11 protein-coding genes are annotated in these 17,375 nt (G+C 51.5%); 4 read left to right on the top strand and 7 right to left on the bottom strand.

The features are described from left to right. Positions 1–180 precede the first annotated feature (180 nt). Both AC1RVX_RS10100 and AC1RVX_RS10095 read left to right on the top strand, forming a co-directional pair. Positions 181–564, top strand: a complete 384-nt coding sequence (locus tag AC1RVX_RS10100; protein WP_493216457.1) for a nuclear transport factor 2 family protein — start codon at positions 181–183, stop codon at positions 562–564. A 212-nt stretch (positions 565–776) separates the two neighbouring features. Further along, positions 777–1,715 carry a hypothetical protein gene (locus AC1RVX_RS10095; protein ID WP_493216456.1) on the top strand — a complete coding sequence of 313 codons (939 nt, stop codon included), beginning with the start codon at positions 777–779 and terminating at the stop codon, positions 1,713–1,715. A gap of 76 nt (positions 1,716–1,791) precedes the next feature. On the opposite strand, the gene dacB is transcribed toward AC1RVX_RS10095, so the two are convergent. Further along, positions 1,792–3,240 (bottom strand): D-alanyl-D-alanine carboxypeptidase/D-alanyl-D-alanine endopeptidase, encoded by a 1,449-nt coding sequence (dacB, locus tag AC1RVX_RS10090; protein WP_493216455.1) that lies wholly within the window; start codon positions 3,238–3,240, stop codon positions 1,792–1,794. 328 nt (positions 3,241–3,568) lie between these two features. On the opposite strand from dacB, the gene AC1RVX_RS10085 reads away from it, so the two are divergent. After that, positions 3,569–5,542: a peptidase U32 family protein gene (locus AC1RVX_RS10085; protein ID WP_493216454.1), complete on the top strand. Its 1,974-nt coding sequence runs from the start codon at positions 3,569–3,571 to the stop codon at positions 5,540–5,542. Positions 5,543–5,989: 447 nt separating this feature from the next. Here AC1RVX_RS10085 and AC1RVX_RS10080 read toward each other — a convergent pair whose 3' ends face one another. The 5 genes from AC1RVX_RS10080 to AC1RVX_RS10060 form a co-directional block, all read right to left on the bottom strand. Next, positions 5,990–7,240 carry an MFS transporter gene (locus AC1RVX_RS10080; RefSeq protein WP_493216453.1) on the bottom strand — a complete coding sequence of 417 codons (1,251 nt, stop codon included), beginning with the start codon at positions 7,238–7,240 and terminating at the stop codon, positions 5,990–5,992. Positions 7,241–7,346: 106 nt separating this feature from the next. Next, complete coding sequence (locus tag AC1RVX_RS10075) at positions 7,347–7,475, bottom strand: hypothetical protein (protein ID WP_493216452.1); 129 nt, start codon at positions 7,473–7,475, stop codon at positions 7,347–7,349. A gap of 124 nt (positions 7,476–7,599) precedes the next feature. Continuing rightward, positions 7,600–10,314, bottom strand: a complete 2,715-nt coding sequence (locus AC1RVX_RS10070; RefSeq protein ID WP_493216451.1) for a DUF6493 family protein — start codon at positions 10,312–10,314, stop codon at positions 7,600–7,602. A 2-nt stretch (positions 10,315–10,316) separates the two neighbouring features. Then, positions 10,317–11,669, bottom strand: a complete 1,353-nt coding sequence (locus tag AC1RVX_RS10065) for an SWIM zinc finger family protein (protein ID WP_493216450.1) — start codon at positions 11,667–11,669, stop codon at positions 10,317–10,319. A gap of 274 nt (positions 11,670–11,943) precedes the next feature. Next, entirely contained in the window at positions 11,944–13,956 is a 2,013-nt protein-coding gene (locus tag AC1RVX_RS10060; RefSeq protein ID WP_493216449.1) for an alkyl/aryl-sulfatase, read from the bottom strand. Between the two features lie 188 nt (positions 13,957–14,144). On the opposite strand from AC1RVX_RS10060, the gene AC1RVX_RS10055 reads away from it, so the two are divergent. Beyond that, the gene (locus AC1RVX_RS10055; RefSeq protein WP_493216448.1) at positions 14,145–15,056 is read left to right on the top strand and encodes a LysR family transcriptional regulator; all 912 of its coding nucleotides are present in this window, start codon (positions 14,145–14,147) and stop codon (positions 15,054–15,056) included. A gap of 61 nt (positions 15,057–15,117) precedes the next feature. On the opposite strand, the gene AC1RVX_RS10050 is transcribed toward AC1RVX_RS10055, so the two are convergent. Further along, positions 15,118–17,373 carry a xanthine dehydrogenase family protein molybdopterin-binding subunit gene (locus AC1RVX_RS10050; protein ID WP_493216447.1) on the bottom strand — a complete coding sequence of 752 codons (2,256 nt, stop codon included), beginning with the start codon at positions 17,371–17,373 and terminating at the stop codon, positions 15,118–15,120. Positions 17,374–17,375: the final 2 nt, after the last annotated feature.

Below are 17,375 nucleotides of genomic sequence, written 5' to 3'. Positions count from 1 at the left end.
TATCTTTGCTTTATAGGGGGTTATCAATGTATTTGCAAACAATTAGGATGTTACTGCACGGTTCAATAAGGCGGTGTTGGTTGGATTTGATTGGTTTACGGCAACAATTGGTCCACAGAAACAGGGAAGGTGAGGGAAACCGACCATGCCCACATTATATTTAACGAAATGGAGTTATGTATGTCGAGCAATTCGATTCTGGAAATTTCAAAGGCAGTTGATTTGTATTTCAACGCGCTTTACGAGTGCAATTTGATGAAGTTTGATGAGGTTTTTCATCCAAGCTGTAGTCTGTTCGATTCGACAGACAACACGTTTACCGCAATGCCAATAGCTGATTATCGAGACATCATCAGCAAACGCACGTCACCAGCCAGTGTTGGACAAGTTCGGGATGATGTGTTGATTTCTATCGATTTGTTGTCCTCTGATATCGGGGTGGCGAAAGTCCGCTTACGCATTCACGATAAAGTGTTCATTGATCAATTAAGCTTCGTCAGGATTGATCAACGATTCATGATCGTCGCCAAGTTGTGGCACGATATGACATCAGAGCTAAAATGATAAATTGATAATTATTAACGGACATGCCAACAATAAACAGTTGGAGTGTCCTAAATGTATTTTTACAGGTGCGCTCAAAAACACAGCATTCAGTGCTTGAATAGAGAACGGGGTATCCGCGCGCATATTTACCAGTAAAATCATAGTGGATAACAGCGATCAGTTAAAATCTCTGTTACTTCATCAAGAAAATTTCCCTCGTGCAATTTCGTTTGTCCTTGATCAAATTCCTGGGTTCCTTGCTGTGCCTGCTTGCGTTGGCGGCCTGTGGGCGGACTGAATCCGTGCAGACGCTGGAGCGGCGGGATTTGATGCGTCTGGTGTTCAAGGGATGGGATAGCGAACAAAATGCTATTGTCAGACCACCGCAGTTGAAGGCGGAATTTCCGGTCTCTGTTCCCGCTGCTTCGCAGACTGGTCTGCGTATGGAACCCTTGCAGGTGCAGCGATTAAATGAAGACAGTGCCGTCTTGCTGGTCAAGGGTGATGCATTGGAGGCAGGCAAGCCAACACTGCTGGCTGCTTACTGGTTTCATCGCCGTGCCGAAGCTTGGTCATTGGTGAGCCGGCAGGATGTGATTGAATGGCTGGATAGTACCGGTCGCAATTCAGCCATAGGCAATACCAGCGTCGTTGAATTATTCCCCGATCAGTTTGCGTTGGCGCTGGAACACAGCCGACTGGATCAGGGTGTAGCAAGTGCCCGTTTGCTTTTGTTTCGCCTTGATGCCGACAATCTTGTACCGCTATTTGAAAAGGGGAGTGAGCCGGACTTGGTAGTGCATGAAGAAAGCGGGCCGGAATGTGTGAACATCGTACGTAATGTTGGCAATGCCAGCAATGCACGTACCAAGGCTAAGCACATGCGCCTGCGTTTGCGTGAAAGTGAGGCTGGACCACCGAATTGTTACGACTACCTTGCCAAATGGGAAATCGCCATCGGCAGCAATGCGCCGGGTGACATCACACTTAATTTTACAGACAAGCATTACCGTTATCAGGAGATCGCTCACACCTTGGATAATGAGGGTGAACGCACGTCGACTTATGAATTGCAAGTTATCTCGCAAAAAGGAAGAAAGCTGTTTCGCTTCAATGCTGACCAGCAAAAATATGTGATGGTGCCTGATAAGCAGAAGCAGAAAAAATAAGTACAATCTGCTCAGGTCGCAACTATTACATTTCAGGCGTGACTTCAAAACTTTTCAACGCCTTGTCAACACTCGTTCAACGCCTGCCAGCGGCAATCCAGCTAATCAATTCATCCAGTGCAGGCTTGGCTTTGATGCTGTCTTCATGGTTGATGGTGGCCACGACTATCCATTGCTGGTCATTGATGTCCCTGACATAACCCGCGATGGCAACCACATCTTTCAAGGTACCGGTCTTGATGCGGGCGCGCATTTCTGCCGGGCTGCCTTTCAGGCGGCGACGCATAGTGCCATCAAGCGAGGCGACCGGCATGCTGCTGGAAAATTCTGCATTCCAGTTACTGCGTGCACCCACCTGCAAAATGGCAGCCATTTGCTGCGGGCTGATGCGTTCTGTGCGTGACAGGCCGGAACCATTTTCCAGCACCAGACCAGCATCATTGATACTCTGTTTGTTCAACCACTGTCTGACACGGATATTCGCTGCTTCCTGGCTATTGCTGACCGGTTTGTTGGCCGACTCCATCCCCAGGGTCATGAACAGCATGCGCGCCATGGTATTGTCAGAGTGCTTGTTGATGATGCGGATAATATCTGCCAGCGTTTCTGATGTGCGTTCTACCACCACAACAGCATTGGCTGGCACCTTGCCGTCACGTACTTCACCTTGCCAACTGCCACCCATTTCTTGCCACAAGGCCCGTACTACATAGGCGATATAGTGGTTGCGATCAAGTATATTGATACTGTTATTGATCTTGCAGCGACGCGGAAAACCGCCGTTCAGCGTCACTTCTGTCATGCCAGCGGGTGTCGTTGCATAGTCGATTGCTGGTGGTTGCCATTCTTTTTCCCAGGCGGAACAGGGCAAGTCATTGAAATGCTGATGGCTGGTGACTTTCAGTTTATCCATCGGTGTGCCCAGACGTACACCGATTTTGTCGGTGCCTGCATCAATGCTCAGGCTCATCAGATTATTATTGACCAGCAAGGCATCCGGTATCACGTTGTAATACGCATCCGGATATTCATCAAAGACTGGCGCACCGACATCCGGGCGTTCTGGCTGCAGATAGCTGCGGTCGATAATGATATCGCCACGGATTTTACGAAAACCCTGTTGACGCAGCACGCGCAGCATGCTGCCCAGCTTTTCCAGTGTCAGGTTGGGGTCGCCACCGCCACGCAGGTACAGGCTGCCGGTATAGCTATCCTTCTTCAAGGGTTTATCGGTCAGTATCTGGGTCTTCCAGCGAAAGGTCGGTCCCAGTTCTTCCAGCGCAATCAAGGTTGTCAGCAACTTCATGGTTGATGCAGGGTTCATCGGTCTTTCCGCCATGTGCGCCAGCACTGGCTGGCCACCACTGGCAGGCACCACTATCGCACTCATAGCCTGTTGCGGCACTCCGGTCTGGGTGAAGACTGCTTCCACTGAGGGGGGCAGATTAGCTTGTGCAACCGCCATAGCAGGCAGAAAAGAGCCGGGCAAGCTCAGCAAGATCAGGAATTTTTGTAATAGACGCATAGGTGCATATGGATAGCTTAAGTCGGTATAGCTGGCATTGTAGAGCAGGCAAGACTCTTGCAGCGCCTGCGTGTTTCTTTTATCAATGAAATTTTGTCAGGGAAGCATATCTTCTGGTTATCTGTACAGACTTGGCTACACTGTGGGTTGAGTCACTGTATAGAATCCTTCGGTCACGATAAATGTTGCCTGAAACTCACTATCTGCAAATGAATCCGTCTGACTTTCGTCAAATGACATGGTTTTATACCCCGATAGTGAATACAAATAAGACATAAGCCCTTGATTTCGTTATAATTTCGGCCTTTCCACGTCACCGGTGTACACCATGACCTTGCTTGCCAACCAGACTGAACTTTTATCACCCGCCAAGACTGTAGAAATTGGCCGGGAAGCGATACTGCATGGCGCAGATGCCGTCTATATCGGTGGGCCTTCGTTTGGTGCACGTCACAATGCCAGCAATGAAGTCAGCGAAATTGCTGCCTTGGTGGAATTTGCCCACCGCTATCATGCGCGCATCTTCGTGACCATGAACACCATTCTGCATGATTCAGAACTGGAACCGGCCCGCAAGCAGATACATCAACTGTATGACGCCGGGGTTGATGCACTCATCGTGCAAGACATGGGCATACTGGAGCTTGATATTCCACCTATCCAGCTGCATGCGAGTACCCAGTGCGATATCCGTGGTGTGGAAAAAGCCAAGTTCCTTGGCGATGTCGGTTTCTCGCAATTGGTACTGGCACGTGAACTGACGATCAAACAAATACAGGCCATCAAGGCGCAAGTCGCCACGCCGCTGGAGTATTTCGTGCACGGCGCGCTGTGCGTGGCCTTTTCTGGTCAATGCTATATTTCACATGCTGACAATGGCCGCAGCGCCAACCGTGGCGATTGTTCACAAGCCTGCCGCCTGCCATACACACTCAGTGATGGCGAGGGCAGGGTAGTCGCCTACGAAAAGCATTTGCTATCGATGAAAGACAATGACCAGAGCCGCAATCTGGAAGCCTTGCTTGATGCCGGTGTACAGTCTTTGAAGATAGAAGGCCGCTACAAGGACATGGGCTATGTCAAAAACATCACTGCCCATTACCGTTTGCTGCTGGATGAGATTTTAGAGCGCAGGCCAGAATTCAGCCGTGCTTCCAGTGGCAACAGCCAGGTGTCATTCAGCCCCAATGTGGACAAGAACTTCCATCGTGGCCACACCGATTATTTTGCCAATGGTCGTCTTGAAGACATAGGCGCTTTCGATTCACCCAAATATGTCGGCCTGCACCTTGGTTATGTGACCCGCCTGGCAGCCAACTTCTTTGAGATCGAAGCCAATGAAGCCATGTCGAATGGCGATGGTCTCAACTACATGGTCAAACGCGAGGTTGCAGGTATACAGGCCAACACTGTAGAACGCGTAGGCGCATCAGAAAATGGCGAAATCTGGCGCGTATTCCCGAACGAAAAAATGGCAGAGCTGACGGGCCTTAAAGTCGGTACCCTGATCAACCGCAACCGCGACCACCGCTGGGAACATGCACTGACCAAAAAATCCGCCGAGCGCCGTATTCCGGTCTGGCTGACTTTGACAGAGCAGCCAAACGGCCTGCGCCTGAAAATCACCGATGAAGACGGCGTGACTTCTGAAGTCAGCGCACAACTGGCACTGGAACCAGCACAGAACCGCGACAAGGCAGAAGCCGGTTTGCGCGACAACCTCGCCAAGCTCGGCAACACCATGTTTGAAGCAGCCCAAGTCAACCTCGTTTTGCAGCAGCCCTGGTTCGTGCCATCTTCCGTCATCAACGCCCTGCGCCGCGACGCCGTTGCAGCGCATGAGACAGCCCGCTTGGCCGCATGGCAGCGCCCGCAACGCACACCGGCAGTTGAGCCGCCAGTGGCTTACCCGGAAACTACACTCAGCTACCTCGCCAATGTGTACAACCACAAGGCCCGCAGCTTCTATGAAAAACATGCCGTACAACTGATCGCCGCCGCCTACGAATCGCATGAAGAACCAGGCGAAGTATCGCTGATGATCACCAAACACTGCCTGCGCTTTTCCTTCAACCTTTGCCCCAAACAGGCCAAGGGCGTGCAAGGCGTACAAGGTCAGGTCAAGGCCGAACCCATGACGCTGGTCACAGGCGAAGAAAAATACACCCTGAAATTCGACTGCAAGCCCTGCGAAATGCACATCATAGGCGCGATGAAAAAACATATTTTGCAAGCGCCACCACCATCATCGGTGCCGTATAGTCCTGTGATTTTTCATAAGACCAGGCCGCAGACGGTGTGATCACAATTTGAAACTCGCGCTCTGATATTAAAAAATGTATTTGAGAAATATAGCGAAGTGTCTTCCCAATAGCTGACTTAGGGGAGAATTAATTGTAGTAGTCGCGCCCTGATCTGATAGTTGCCCGATTTGAAGACAGTGCTCTCCGTTAGACATTTGATTGAACTGTATGATTTCGCTTGCCTGCAATTTTTTGCAGTAGAAGTCGAATTTTTCAGTGTGGTCCGAACATCAAAAAACTAAATTCAACATGCGTGACGCGTATTGTCACTCGGCCGGACTCCAGGCATTTGCCCATTCTTTCGCTTGTTTAATCTCGCTAGGGTGCGAAACTTTATAGCTGCAACCCGCGAAATCATACGAGGCTACAGTAAAGCGAGAAAAATGCTGTGTTTGCATGTCGGGGCGGATACCAAATTTTTTCGTTCCCGCGAACACATTGGATTTTTACGAAGTGATGACTACCTTGTTCGCCCTCTGCCATGCCCAGCCTGTGTACAAATGTATCACCACAGCCAGGCATCCATTGATGATCAATGCTGTGCGAACACCCATCAGATGAACCGATATGCCAGTGAGCAGGCTGCCTGCGGACAGGCCGCCGCGCATGGCCAGCATATAGAGGCCGACCGTCTGACCGCGCAGTTGTGGGCTGGCGCTGGCTTGCAACAGGGAATTGGCGGCGGTGTTACTGGCTGTCATGCATAATCCGGCAAAGACCAGCAAGACAGGCAGGCCCCAATTCCAGATATTTAATCCGGCCAGTACCAGCGTGAGCCCATACAGCGCTGCCAGCTTTGAACTCAGGCTACGTAAATCAATGTGCTTGCTGATGAAGAGCAGGCTGAATGCCCCCAACATGCCACCGACACCAAATGACGCCATGCCTATACTGAAATGGCTGGCATCGCCATGCAGTGATTCTTTGACCAAAACTGGCGTGAAGGTGATCAAGGGGCCACATAAAAAACTGGTGGTCAGGACTGTGATCAGGGCACCGCGTAAATTGGGGTCTGCGATGATATCGCGCGCACCAGAAAACAGACGTTGCCCATCTGTCACAGCAGTAGCATCTGCTATAGCTTTCCCGCGTGGAAGTATCCACAACGCTACTGCAATGAATGGAAGGTAGGATAAGGCACTGATGGCAAAGCACCCTGCAGCACCCATGCTCACCAGCAGGATGCCGGCGATAGACGGCCCCAAAATGCGCGACAGGTTGAACTGTATCGAGTTTAAGGCCAGTCCCTGTGCAATTTGTGAACGCTCAACCAGGCTGGGTACGATAGACTGAAAGGATGGCATCGAGAGTGCGTCTGTCACCCCCACCGCCAGCGACAGGCAGATGATGATCCAGGGATGCACTGTGTCAGTTAGCAGCAACACGACCAGCAGGGTCGGGCATAGCATCTGTATCGATTGGAAGACGCTGATGATGCGACGCCGGTCTGCGCGATCAGCCAGTACGCCACCAAACAGGGTCAGTAAAAGGGCCGGGGCACCCAATGCAAAGGCATCCAGCCCTATCATGAATGAGGAAGCCCCAAGACTAAGCATGAGCCATGGCTGTGCCACCTGTTGCGCCCATGTACCTATATTGGACAATAAACTGGCAAACCAGAAAGTGCCGAAGCGCCGTGTTTTTAACAGGGCAAAGGATGCTGGAAAGTTAGATTCTTCTGATTGCGTTGTTTCCATGTCTTCATAGCTAAACATACTCCTGTTGGTTCGGCAGGATGGCGCTATGCTATCGCAGAAGACATGGTTCTGGGGGGTGTCGTTACATTTTGAAATTTGGTGTGATTCACTTCGTCACAATCGCAAACGCTCCCGGTGCCTTGTCGATAAGCCCGAAAAAACGTACCAGGTCCATCTTGCTGCCATCGACTTCATTTTCTTGGATGACTATCACATAAAATGATTTTGTGTACACCGTTTCTCATCATTCGATAAAGATACCCTGATTGAGTCTGATTTTCGTATGTTCGACATTGCGGCCTTACCAGGCCACATATTTAAGAAAGCGAATTGGCTTGATGTAGGTTGTTTATACGTCGTCAATTATTTGATAGCTTTAGCAAGTCTTTTTGTATTGCTTTTCCTTTGCCAGAAATCTGCATTTTCTCAATCGATGATCTTGTTGATGGCGGCAAGGGGAGTCCAAGCTCTATGGCCAGTTCCAGCAAAAGATCCAGCAAACTTGAAATTTCCTTGTTGAGATCACCAGGCTCTTGCACCAGGGCTATACATAACAAATCAAATGCCATGCGGGGTGCCGCCTGATGCGACTGTGCCGCGGCTTTCAAGGTCTTTTGCAGCCGCTTGGCATTAAAGGACAGTGTAGCCAGCATTTGTTGAAAGACTTTGCCCAATGCGGGGACGTTCAGTCGTCCATCCTGCCAGGTAGCAACCAGGGCATCCACTGCCAAGGTGGATTGTCCTGGTTCCTTACCTACAAGACCCAATGCCAATGTGCTTGTTTCCAGTCCGTTCATGGGTACAGTGGGATCCAGCAACAAGCTTAAGAAAGCACTGTTGCACCATTCTGCATTGACCCAATCGATATTTCTTACAAGTGCGATTGTCCCATGTGCAAAAAAGGCGTCCAGGCATGGTGGGGTGAGTGTTGCCGAGAACTTGATGAGTCCTTCGTCAAGCAGCCAATAGCGCTGACCCAGAAGGCATTCTCGCCCGTCTGGATAGAAAATTCCCTGATGTCTTGCAATACTGATGTATTCAAGCGGTAAGCTTACTGGCGCAGGACTGACGTTAAGTTGCCAGGTGGTCGGAGAACCAATACGATTGTTGGGCACGCTGTTTAATGGATAACGGGCTGCATGGGCACCATCCGGTCCGATATCGCCGTAGGCGGCAATTAAATCCGGGTCGTCAGCACCGGGATGACGGGCTCTGCCCGCTGCAATAAACAGTTCCTTGTTTTTGCCGATGGCAACTGTATCACCAAGTGCGTATCTTAGTGCCTGGGTATAAGGCGTTTCTGGCAGCGCCTGTGCTTTGGTTTGCGCGCTCTTATTTTGACCAGGCGCAAGCCGCAACAGACTGAGCACTTGTTCGAATAAGGATGACTTTACATCTGCCTCAATATGGGCTGCTATGCGATGTACGAGAACCTCTGGGTCAATAAAACCCCTGCGATGGCTTGGCGAGGCAAGTGGTGAGAGCGCTTTTTTCTGGGTAACGAAATCCATCAAATCATCTATACGGCGACATAAAAGACTATGTGCCATATCGGTGTGGTTTTGGTAGGAAGCAAGCAGTGGGACCTTTTCGTCATCGAACAGGAACAGGATGAAGCGCGCCATCTCGCGTGCGACACGCTTATCGTAAAGGTGCTTTGGATCGTCAGGCTTGAGCTTGTGCGCTCTCTTTAGTACGGGGAGAAATTGTTTTCTGACATCCGGCTGCTGACTTGGCACCAATCTGACAAGGCCATCAAGGACACGTTCAAATTCATCGATGTCTGTATTGTTCTCAAGCACATAGGCAGTGCGTTCAACCAATTCTGCCAGGTCGTTGATGACGGATATGCGGCGCGTTTCACCCAGTGGTGATGAGGGGCCTTGGGCAACTGGTGGTTTTTCATCGATATTGGCTTTAGGCGATGCTGGTTTTTCGCCCTGACCTGATATGGTGGCCAGCTGTTCCCGGTATTTGGCAGATACTTGCGGCAATAGGGCACGTACGCGTTCCTTTGTTGCCTCGTTCATACCCCACGCGGTCAACCTGTCTATCACTTTCTTTTGCACATCGGCGGCAGTATGGGATAAAGCTACGATGGCGAGTGCTGCGGCTTCTTTGCTGAGAGCGGGCTCTTTGCTGACGATTTGATCAAGCAACTTCAATGCACTGTCGATCAAGCCTTTGGTCGTGGCAGAAAGCACCGTCCCGACTGCGGGCAGTAATTCGTTCGTGCTGACCATTTCATGCTGATACAAGGTGGCAAGTACAGTGATGGCTACATTGATGGTAAGTGTGTTCCGGCTATGGCATAAACTGAGATAACGCTCGGCAAACGGCTGCATTTCATTAGCAGTGGGTTCGAGTACGCGATGAAAGTGGGCAAACCAGCCGGAATGATGTTGACTCCAGGGCTTTTCCAAAGTGCCTATGGTTTTTTCCAGTAATAATGACCGGGAAAAAATGCCTTCGCGCATTAAACGCAAATAAAACTGTTGTTTGTGATCGTGGGTAGACTCAGCATCGTAAATCAACCCACCTTCGACTTCAAATGCTTGCAACAGCGGCTCGCGCAGCAATTTTGGGTCTTCATCTGCCCAAGCACCGACATTGCTTTGGGCGAAGGTGCGGGCATAGCTTTCAGTCTGTGGCTTTGGGATCAGATCTGCAAGATACAGCGCGTGAATGATGGCTATGCACCGGTTGGCGTTACTGTCGAGCAGATTGCGTTTCAGCAGTTCTTCGGCGAAATCTTCCGTTGCTCTCGGTTTGAAACGTCGCCAAAGATCAACAAAATCTTCCGGCGACAAACGGCAACGCCATCCCCAAGGACTGCCAGCATTGACGATATCATGCGTCACGCCACACAAAAACAGTGCTGCATCCCGGGCACGGCTAAGTGCAACTTCATCGTAAGGAATCTGTATATGCAGCAAATCATTGCGCCACTTATATCGGTCTGCCGGGGTCAGTGCGGCAAGATAGGCGACGGTAGCGTCATAGTCACCTGCCTCTATCAGGTCATACAAGGAGTGATTGCTTTGTGCTGGGCTGGCTTTGCTGCTTGTTGTCATTGTCACTTTACTCCTTGAATAGTTGTCGACGCTTCAACTGCAAGCACATGCTTGCATGGTCCACGATCGCCCTGGTTGCTTGCAAACCAGGGGCAAGTACAACGTAGCTCACCATCCACTTCACGGACACGATGTTCGACACCGGCACTGGTCACCAGTGCGTCAAGCGGCGTGTGCCGCGTGATATTCACTGCTCCCTGCTCAAGCAGCAGACGTGCGCCTGCCAGTCGCGGGTGCATGTCTTCGATGAGGGAAAGATTGAACGGCAATACGCGATGAAAATAGGCATCATCAATGACATCAAAACCCACCAGGCCTGATGCGCCCAGAACGTGCAAGGCATCTTCAACCACGTTTTTTGTCAATGCCAGCTCAGCTGCCAGCGCGTTCGCGCGCAGAGACGATTGCCAATGCAGATTTGCCCTTACTTGCGCCAGTGCACTGGTATCGCCTGCACGCATTAATGCACGCAGCGCCTGGCCTTCACCAGAAAATCCACGCCATATCTCGGCGCTTAAGACGAGTGTCATGCGCGCTCCTGGAAATGTCAGCACCCAGGCGCTGGACTGTTGCAAATCGTCGACGTAAACTGCCAGCGACAAGGCCATGGGTAACAGTGGTTCCAATACGCGCAAGCGCGTGGAGTCGACAAAGCGGACTCCTTGCGTTTCTTCCTGGGTTGTCACGCGTAAACCAAACGGTCCGCCAACCAGCCACATCGGTGTTCTGGCAGTTGAAGATTTTGGTAATGACCTGATGAAACGCAGGGCTTCCAGTCCACTGACCTCTATCTTTTTATGCATGGATGCCTGGTAGGATTGCACCTCCAGCATGCCACGTATCCAGCGCAAGGGTAATTCCACCTTTTTTTCGACTGCCTTTTCGGGGCCAGTTTGCACAGTGAATTCATCGTGTCCGACAGCAAACGACAGTCCAGCTTTGTCACTCACCCTTGCCAACGCTGAACGCATCGGCATGTTGAAGTCAACATTGGTTGATCCTTTTCCAACGACATCGCCTTCATAACTTTCGGGAAGCAAATCGACACGGGCATAGGCACTGCAACAAAGTGAGAAACCTTCAAAACGCAGATTTTTTCCATCGGATGTGACTACGGGGTCAAACGCACCCATGGATTTAAGGGTATTGATTGCTGTAAAAAAGCGGGTGCCAATAATGCTGTACAGCGTAATCAACAGGTTGGCGCTTAAGCGTGGAGACTTTAGTCTTCCCTCAAAAAAATACGGATGAGGAATCGCCTGGGTGTTTGAGGTTGACAGCGCAAGTTTGGGTTTTTCGTCGCCAGACAACGTCGACGGAGCCAGGTAGCGATATGAATGTTGAATTGCAGCCATCAATTGCCAATGTTTTAATAATCGGAGGGCGACGAAATCTAACGGTACTTGCAAAATTGCAAGTACCGTTAGATTAGCATGAAAACAAATGAATGGATTTTTGGAATGTGGGTGAACTGAATCATGAATCTTCTTGTTAGCACGCATTTCTGTTCATGAAATACGTGCTAGCAGCAAGCTCAATATCCGCAGCATCATACTCATGCAGTGATTTTCGGATTCAAGAGCGGTCAGAAGATCAATTGCATCAGATAGTTGATTTCTGATACGTGTCTTACTTTGTCACAATCGCGAAGGTCCCTTGCGCCTTGTCTATCAAGCCAAAGAAGCGCACCAGATCTATCTTGCTGCCATCGACTTTCAAGTCATCGCTGAACAGTGTGTCTTTTACGCCTGCGGTACCTGCCATCATCTTGATGAAGATGGGTTTGGTCAGGGTCAGGGTGGCATTCGCGTCTTTGGCAGGCTCAGCTTTTTTGTGATGAAGGACGGCGTTTTCTATCCATAATACGTAAGATTCTTTGGCGTCGGTCAGCACCAGGTTGACTTTGAAGTCTTTGCCTTCGGCATCCGGGCCATTCAGGCCAGCAGCCAGGGCTTCCAGGAAGCGTTCTATTGGGGTTTGGGCCAGCATGTCTATCATCGCTGCGCGGTTCACGCCTTTGGCGGGTGGGCCGTTGCGCAATTCATTGGCTGCCGTCAGGTAGCTGTTGCGCCAGGTCGATGCTTCGGCCATATAGCCCATTTGCTCGTAGGTGCGGGCCAGCAATTCCTTGGCGGTCTTGTTATTGCTGTCGGCAAAGACAACGTGGTTCAGCAGTTCTGCTGTCCAGCGGTAATCACCCTTGTCGAAGGCAGTTTGGGCTGCGGCAATGGCCTTGTCTGCGCCGCCTGCCAGTTCGACATAATGTTTTGCCGATTCTTGCGGGGGCAGGCGATTCAGGTTGGACGGGTTGCCGTCATACGCGCCCATATAAAACTGATATACGGCTTTGACGTTATGGCGCAGGTCGCCGTAGTAACCGCGTGCGCCAAAATAGCTTTCCAGCGATTTGGGCAGTTTGATCTTGTCGGCGATTTCATTGGGGGTGTAACCGGCATTGATCAGGCGCACTGTCTGGTCATGCGTGTATTGGTAGACGTCGCGTTGTTTGGTGATGAATTCCGCAATGCGTGCCTTGCCCCAGACTGGCCAGTTGTGCTGACCAAAATACACGTCGGCATCGGCACTTTGTCCCAGCGCCTGTTCCAGGTAACTACCCCAGCGTTGCGCATCACGGACTTTGGCGCCACGTACGGGTAAAAGATTGTGCATGGTCTGTGCCAGGATTTCTGCCCCTGCATAGGCTTTTTTGTCGGGGATGCTAAAGGTCAGTTCTGCCGGTGCTTCTGCACCAGGTACATTATGAAAAACAAAGTTCACGCCATCTATGGTCAGTTCTTGCGTTTCTTTGGTGATGAGTTGATTCGGTTCCAGCACACCGATACTGCCATAGGCCACGCTTTTGCCCAGACCAGTGTCTACCAGTCCCTTGGCTGAGCGTTCAAGATCTTTGCCGAATTGGTAGCCAGAACGTCTGGCCATGGCGGTGCCAACCAGGATGTTTTCGCTGGTGGCTTCTTCCATAAAGCCATCAGGGGCAATGACAGGTATTTTTTTGCTGGCGACTTCATCCGGCGTGATGACGCCCAGTACGCCACCAAAATGGTCGGCATGGCTGTGGGTGAAAATGACGGCAACGACAGGCTTGTCACCCAGGTGCTTGCGGGCAAAGGTGATGGCATTGGCTGCGCTTTCTTTGGAGGTCAGCGGGTCAACGACGATCCAGCCGGTTTTGCCTTCGATAATGCTCATGTTGGCGATGTCAAAGCCACGCAATTGATAAATGCCGTCGGTCACCTTGAACAGGCCTATTTGTGCGTTTAGTTTGGCATGTCGCCACAGGCTGGGGTTGACGGTAGCCGGGGCGGTTCCTTCTATGAATTTCCAGGCATCGAAGTCGATCAACACTTGACCTGCGGGGCCGAGGATTTTTCCTTCGGGCCAGGCGATCAGGCCGCGCCTGGCATCTTCAAAGTCTTGCTGGTCGTCCAGCGCCAGGTTCTTGCCCATGTCAGCATTGGCTTTTTGCGTGGTTTCGCTGGCTTCACTGCTGATGGTACTGGTGGTGCTGGTGCTGGTGGCGTTTTTTTTTCCACATGCGGCCAGTAGCAGGCTGCTTGCCAGTGCAGAGAGTATCAGGGATGTTGGAACTATCCTTTTTGCGAAACGTGGCACGAATGACATGGAGGTCTCCAATTATGTATTTTGAGGACGAGTGTAGGCGGAGCAGTTTTGCGTGTCCAATGCATTCTTAAGCTAAAATCAATGCATTAGTTGCATATTGGTGTTAAAAAGATAATTGTTCATGATAAGCCATGTTTGTCCCGCGTATAGCATGTATTGCTTGTTTGTTTTTTTGAGGAAGCACGGTAATGGAGTTGAAACGACTCAGGCATGTGGTGGCACTGGCCGATGAAAGAAATTTTGCGCGTGCAGCCGAGCGCGTGCATTTGTCGCAATCAGCGCTGAGCCGTAGCATACAGGCGGCCGAGGCAGAATTGCAGGTGCAACTGTTTGATCGTGGCACGACCGAGGTCGCACCGACACCGGCAGGCAGTTTTTTTATCGAGCGGGCGCGCAAGCTGCTGTTTGATAGCCGTTGTCTGGAAAGGGACATAGACCTGTACCGCAAGAAGCAGATTGGGCATCTGGCGATAGGCGTCGGACCTTTTCCGGCAGCGACGCTGTTGCCTTTGCTGATGCCGGAATTACGTCAGCAATATGCATCTGTCAGCTTGCGGGTGGAAGTCAATAACTGGGAATACCTGACACAGCATTTGCGTAATGAAGAGCTGGATTTTTTTGTAGCGGACACCCGCGAATTGCCGCCTGATGAAGATCTGGACATCCATTTACTGGCACGTCAGCCGGATGGTTTCTTTGTGCGTGCGGGCCATCCCTTGTTGGGCAAGCCGGATTTGCAGGCCTCCGATATCGTTCCTTATGGTTTGGCTTCAGTGCGGTTGCCGCAGGCTATACGCCAGGCTTTGGGACATTTGCTGGGGCTGGAAGCGGGCAAGCCTTTGCCGATAGCGCTGGAGTGTGATGATGTGCTTACTCTGAAGCGGACGACACTGGAATCGGACACAGTCCTGGCAGCCATCAACACTGCAGTCAGTGACGAAATCCGGCGTGGTGAGATGGCAGCTTTGCTGATACCCGGTGTGCCTGCCATGCATACAGAGGTGGGTATTGTTTCCTTGCGCGGGCGCAGCCATTCACCGGTGGCCCAGTTTGTCATCTCGCGCCTGCAGGCGCTGGCAGAGGCGCACGTGCAGCGCTGAACAGGCTGGTTTTGTTTGTTCAGGCTGCGTGCAGTTTTTTGGCTAGCTGCTTAAGTCCAGCCTAAGTCCAGCTCAAGTCAGTGTGCAACAACGGCAACTGGCGCACACGCTTGCCGGTCGCGGCAAAAATCGCATTGCAGACCGCCGGTGCCAGGGGTGGAAAGGCTGGCTCACCCAGGCCAGTGACCGGGAAATCAGTTTTCAGGAAGTGCACATCTATTTTGGTTTTACTATCCTTGATACGCATCAACGGGTATTCATGAAAATTACCCTGCACGATACGGCCTTTTTGTATATCCAGTTCCGGATACATCAGGGTGCTGATACCATCCAGCACCGATCCCTGTACCTGGTGTTCGGCACCGCTGAGGTTGACGATCTGCGCACCGATATCGGTGACCACTACCACGCGGTCCACGGTCAATTCACCTTGCTTGCTGACCGTGACTTCGGCCACTTCGGCAATATAACCGCGATGGCTGAAGTGGAAGGCAATGCCCTGGCCCTGGCCACGCGGGAATTTCCTTTTACCCCAGCCTGATTTATCCGCGACTTCCTGCAAGACATGTTTCATGCGGCCCACATGATATGCCTGACCACGTTCGCCAGTGCCGGGTACGATGTCCTTGTCACCCAGTATTTCAAGGCGGAATTCAAGCGGGTCACGCCCTGCTGCGTGGGCCAGTTCATCGATAAAGCTGTGAAACACCCAGGCAAATACATTGCTGCCTGGTGCACGCCATGGCCCCATGGGGATGTTGCATTCCATCGGTGTTTGTTCCAGCAGGCAGTTTTCCAGCCAGCGACCGGGGAATTCATCGCCTGACAAACCGGCGCCACTGCCTGTTTGCAGCGTGGCTTTGCCGTCACGCATCTGCTTATTGGCAAAGGTGACAAAATGATTGTGCCAGGCGATCAGCTTGCCCTTACTGTCGACACCGCCGCGCAAATAGTGAAAACCACCAGCCCGGAAATGATCATGCCGCATATCATCTTCGCGTGACCACGTCAGTTTGACTGGTACTTTCGCCTGTTTGGCGATGGCTGCTGCCTCGACTACAAAATCAGAACTCAGACGGCGGCCAAAACCACCACCGCTGCGGGTGATGTGCAGCTTGATGCTGGTCTTGGGTATGTTCAGGGTTTCTGCCACCAGATTTTGTCCGGCTTCGGGGTTTTGTGTCGGTGCCCAGATTTCCATACTGCCATCTTTGGCGTTATAGACTGCAGTGCAATTTTGAGGCTCCATGCTGGCATGCGAAATAAACGGGTAGCTATACGCTGCTTCTACCGTTTTTGCCGATTTGCTCAATGCCAGGGTGATATCGCCATCCTTGCGCAAGACATTGCTGCCAGGTTTTCCAGATAATTCTTTCGCCTGGGCAGCAAAGTCTGTCCAGCTTTCTGTCGCTGCTTTGCCTTCGTCCCAAGTGATGTTTAACTGTTTGCGGGCGCTGAAGGCAGCCCAGGTGGTTTCTGCAAGGATAGCAACGCCAGGCACCAGGCCACGGATATTGTCCGTGCCTTCAATAATGAAGGCATCTTTCACACCGGGCAAAGCCTTGATCGCGTCAAGATTGGCCTTGACGACCTTGCCGCCAAATACGGGGCATTTTTCAAACACGGCGTACAGCAAGCCGGGAAGTTTGACATCAATACCAAACAGGGGCTTGCCAGTCACGATAGCCAGGTTGTCCACGCCACCTATGCGTGTGCCCAGTAATTTGAAAGTGGCCGGGTCTTTCAACTTGACGTTTTTTGCATCCGGCACGGGCAGGCTGGCTGCCTTGGCTGCCAGTGCACCATATGTCAGTTTGCGTTTGCTGGCGGCATGATGCACGGCACTGTCTGCGGCATGGCATTCGTCAGCATTTACGCCCCAGGTCTGGGCCGCGGCAGTAATGAGCATGGTGCGTGCTGTGGCACCCAAGCGATGAAATTCATTGTAATTGGTGGGCGTGGACGTAGAGCCGCCTGCGCCCTGGCTGCCATAAGCCGGGTTAAGGTCACCCTGGACGATACGCACATCCTTCCAGCTGACTTCCAGCTCTTCGGCAATCACCATCGGTAACGAGGTTTTGATGCCCTGGCCAATTTCTGGCTGTTTTGATACCAGGGTGATTGTGCCATCCGACCCTATGCGTATCAGTGCATGCGGCGTGAAATCGCCCGTCGCTGGTGTTGTGTCTGCTTTACTGACCTGGGCAATAGCCTCACCGGCCTGGCCCGTCAGGTAAGCCAGCACCAGCCCACCACCACTGACAGCCGTGTTGCGTAAAAAATTGCGGCGCGAAACTTGTTGAATAGCCTTGTTCATCT

The organism is Undibacterium sp. GW821-FHT11B02, assembly GCF_058808955.1.
This window is presented reverse-complemented; position numbering and strand designations above follow the sequence as displayed.

Bases quoted from the DNA above. Each gene is read 5' to 3' on its own strand.
- AC1RVX_RS10100 (WP_493216457.1), top strand. From the start codon at position 181: ATGTCGAGCAATTCGATTCTGGAAATTTCAAAGGCAGTTGATTTGTAT.
- AC1RVX_RS10065 (WP_493216450.1), bottom strand. From the start codon at position 11,669: ATGGCTGCAATTCAACATTCATATCGCTACCTGGCTCCGTCGACGTTG.
- AC1RVX_RS10080 (WP_493216453.1), bottom strand. From the start codon at position 7,240: ATGGAAACAACGCAATCAGAAGAATCTAACTTTCCAGCATCCTTTGCC.
- AC1RVX_RS10055 (WP_493216448.1), top strand. From the start codon at position 14,145: ATGGAGTTGAAACGACTCAGGCATGTGGTGGCACTGGCCGATGAAAGA.
- AC1RVX_RS10085 (WP_493216454.1), top strand. From the start codon at position 3,569: ATGACCTTGCTTGCCAACCAGACTGAACTTTTATCACCCGCCAAGACT.
- dacB (WP_493216455.1), bottom strand. From the start codon at position 3,240: ATGCGTCTATTACAAAAATTCCTGATCTTGCTGAGCTTGCCCGGCTCT.
- AC1RVX_RS10060 (WP_493216449.1), bottom strand. From the start codon at position 13,956: ATGTCATTCGTGCCACGTTTCGCAAAAAGGATAGTTCCAACATCCCTG.
- AC1RVX_RS10070 (WP_493216451.1), bottom strand. From the start codon at position 10,314: ATGACAACAAGCAGCAAAGCCAGCCCAGCACAAAGCAATCACTCCTTG.
- AC1RVX_RS10050 (WP_493216447.1), bottom strand. From the start codon at position 17,373: ATGAACAAGGCTATTCAACAAGTTTCGCGCCGCAATTTTTTACGCAAC.